Source organism: Finegoldia sp. (genome assembly GCF_046991905.1).
Lineage (GTDB): Bacteria > Bacillota > Clostridia > Tissierellales > Peptoniphilaceae > Finegoldia.
Genome location: NZ_JBKWZF010000016.1, coordinates 1 through 3,495 on the forward strand (window position 1 = coordinate 1; position 3,495 = coordinate 3,495).

3 protein-coding genes are annotated in these 3,495 nt (G+C 28.3%); all 3 read left to right on the forward strand.

Annotation, left to right across the window (positions count from 1 at the left end):
• Window positions 1-342 precede the first annotated feature (342 nt).
• Window positions 343-936 (forward strand): type IV toxin-antitoxin system AbiEi family antitoxin domain-containing protein, encoded by a 594-nt coding sequence (locus ACLUJM_RS07620; RefSeq protein ID WP_002842321.1) that lies wholly within the window; start codon window positions 343-345, stop codon window positions 934-936.
• On the forward strand, window positions 929-1,768 hold the full coding sequence (locus tag ACLUJM_RS07625; protein WP_412412567.1) for a nucleotidyl transferase AbiEii/AbiGii toxin family protein: 840 nt from the start codon (window positions 929-931) through the stop codon (window positions 1,766-1,768). The genes ACLUJM_RS07620 and ACLUJM_RS07625 overlap by 8 nt, the downstream gene beginning before the upstream one ends.
• 69 nt (window positions 1,769-1,837) lie before the next feature.
• On the forward strand, window positions 1,838-3,495 hold a 1,658-nt coding region (locus tag ACLUJM_RS07630), incomplete at its 3' end, for a DNA topoisomerase 3 (protein WP_412412568.1).

A 3,495-nucleotide genomic window follows, 5' to 3' on the forward strand; every position in this document is an offset into this window, starting at 1 on the left:
AAGATACAGAAATTATTCCAGATGAAGATGAATTTTAATCTTCTCAATGATTTAAACAGTAGATTAAGTACAACAATAAACTCAATTATCGTATAAATTTATAAACATACGATAGAAAAGTACAATTAGATTTAATAAAAAAACGACGAACAAAACGACAGCCCAAACTTAATATAAAAGGGAAGCTAAGTATAAATGATTGATTGTATAATTAAGAATTTGATGATATGAAATTTCTTGATAATTTTTGAAATAAATTGGGATAGAAATTCAAATCCTTGTTGCAAATACACTTATAAAAATATATAATATAAGTGTAAATACAACAAGGGGATGAATATAATGAATTATAGAAAGCAAATTGAAATACATCTAAAAGAATCGGGTGGTATTATAACATCTGCTTATTGCAGAGAAAATAACATACCTACAGTATACTTAAGTAGACTAGCAAAAGAAGGAAAATTGTTTAGAGTTCAAAAAGGAATATATATTATTGAAGATGGTGATTTCGATGAATACTATTTTTTCCAATATCAGTATGGAAAGGCGATATTCTCCTATGAGACAGCTTTGTTTCTACTTGGGGTAACGGACAAAATTCCATGGAGAATAGATGTTACAGTATACAATGGATATAAATTTAATGAGAAACAAGATACACTTAATATCAATTATGTAAAAAAATCTATTTATAATCTAGGAATTATACAGAAAAAGACAATGTTTGGAAACATTGTGAATGTTTACTCCTACGAAAGAATACTTTGTGATTTTATTTCTAACAAAGAAAAAATGGATACTGAAGTTTATGTAAAACTCATTCGTTCCTATTCTAAATATAAGGATAAGGATATACATTCTCTATATGAAATAGCAAGAAAAATGGGAATAGAAGATAAAGTAAGGGAAGTAATGGAGGTGGTATATGAATAAAGCAAAGTTAACCGCCATTTGTCATAATATAAGCAAAGAATCAGGACTCCCATTTAATTCAGTAATGTTATATTATTTTTTGGAAAGCATATTAAAAAAATTAGCACAGAGTAAGTATCATGAAAAATTTATTTTTAAAGGAGGTTTTCTTTTATCTAATGTAGTAGGCATAGATTCAAGAAGCACAGTAGATATAGATCTTCTTTTAAGAAATATGCATTTATCAGAAGAAAATGTATTAAAAACAATACAAGAATTACTAGAAGCAAGTCATTCAGATGATATATCCTATAAAGTAAATGGAATAAGTACAATCAAGGAAGATGACCAGTATGGAGGGTTTCGTGTAAGTATACTTTGTAGGATGGAGAATATAAGACAAATTGTACCTCTTGATATTGCAACAGGTGATGTTATCACACCACATCCCATAGATTATAAATATATAAGTGCTTTTGGGCAAGAAGATATTTTAATTAAAGCCTATCCTATTGAAACAATTGTGGCAGAAAAAATTCAAACAATATACTCTAGGGGGTTTTTAAATAGCAGAAGTAAGGATTACTATGATCTTTATATAATTTATAAATTAAAAGATAAAGAAATTGATACCAAGATATTAAAAGAAGCATGTATTAGAACTTTTGATTATAGAAAAACGGAATTTGATATAGATAAAATCATCAGTTTAATGAGAATGTTAAAAACAGATCAAGCTTTTTTAGATATATGGAATTCTTATTCGAAGAAAAATCTTTATGCTAGGGACATAAAGTTTGAAGATGTAATAGATAATGGAATAAATATTATAGAAGAAATAAAAAATCAGTAGAGCTATAAAAAGATGAGAGATTGAAAATTTAATCTCTCATTTTTTTATTAAAAAACTAAAGGAGGAAAAATGAAATTAGTAATCGCAGAAAAACCAAGTGTTGCAGCATCAATAGCAAAAGTTATAGGAGCAAAAAATAGAAATAATGGATATTATGAGGGAAACGGATATATTGTTTCATGGTGTGTTGGACATTTAGTACAAATGGCAAATCCTGATGTGTATAATGAAAGATATAAGAAGTGGAGAATTGAAGATTTACCTATTATCCCAAAAGAATACAAGTATGAGGTAACGAAGGCAACAAAAAAACAGTTTAATATTCTTAAAAGATTAATGAATAGTAATGAAGTTGATACCATTATTAATGCTTGTGATGCTGGTAGAGAAGGAGAAGCTATCTTTAGACTTGTATATATGATGGCAAATTGTAAGAAGAAAATGAAACGTCTTTGGATTTCCTCAATGGAAGACTCTTCCATAAAAGAAGGATTTAGCAACTTAAAAGATGGAAGTAATTATGATAATCTTTTTGATTCAGCTAAGGCACGTGCCATAGCTGATTGGCTTGTTGGAATGAACATAAGTAGACTTTACTCCTGTCTATATAATGAAAATTATAGTGTAGGCAGAGTACAAACACCAACTTTATCAATGATTGTGAATAGAGATGATGAGATAAATAGTTTTAAAAAAGAAAAATATTATACAGTGGAGATTTCCATGAATGGATTAACACTGTCAACAGATAGAATTGATGATAAGATAGTGGCAGAGCAGCTAAAAAACTTAATCGAAGAAAGAATTGAAATAACCGATGTAATTAAAAAAGAAAATATTACAAAGCCTAATCTACCACTTGACCTAACAACACTTCAAAGAGAATGTAATAAGTATTTTGGATACAGTGCAAAACAAACACTAGATTATGCCCAAAGTCTGTATGAAAAGAAGTATATTACCTATCCACGAACAGATTCAAGATATTTGACAGTAGACATGATAGAAAGCACTGTAAATAATATTATAGGAAAAAATGATTTTGACACAGAAAGAATTAAGGTAGTTTTTAATTCTGAAAAAGTTACAGATCATCATGCAATAATTCCAACGATAAGTTCATTAAATAAGGATATTTCAAATCTCCCGGAAAGTGAAGCCAAAGTATATAGACTTATAACAAATAAACTCTATGCAAGTTTTGGATATCCACTTGTAGAAAATACAACAAAGATAGTGGCTGAATTTGACGGGTTTGAATTTATAAACACTTATAAAATAATTGCTGAAGAAGGATTTACAAAATATTTAGAAGAATATAAATCAAAGAAGAAAGAAGATATACAACTTCCTGATGCAAAAATAGGAGATTTTTTATATATTGAAAATAAAGTTATAAAAGAGAAGTATACAAATCCACCTAAACACTTCACTGAAGACACACTCTTAAAAGCAATGGAAATAGCTGGGAATGATGAATTAGTTAAGGATGTTGAAGTTGAGAGAAAAGGACTTGGTACTCCTGCTACAAGAGCGGGAATAATAGAAAATTTGATATACAAAGGTTATATAAAAAGAGAAAAGAAAAACCTAATATCAACTAGAAAGGGATTAAACCTAGTGACTATAGTTATAGATGAGTTTAAATCTCCAAAGACAACAGCAAAATGGGAAATGAGATTAAGTGATATAGCAAAGGGTAAGGAAGATAAAGAGAATTTTTTAAA

Bases quoted from the DNA above. Each gene is read 5' to 3' on its own strand.
- ACLUJM_RS07620 (WP_002842321.1), top strand. From the start codon at position 343: ATGAATTATAGAAAGCAAATTGAAATACATCTAAAAGAATCGGGTGGT.
- ACLUJM_RS07625 (WP_412412567.1), top strand. From the start codon at position 929: ATGAATAAAGCAAAGTTAACCGCCATTTGTCATAATATAAGCAAAGAA.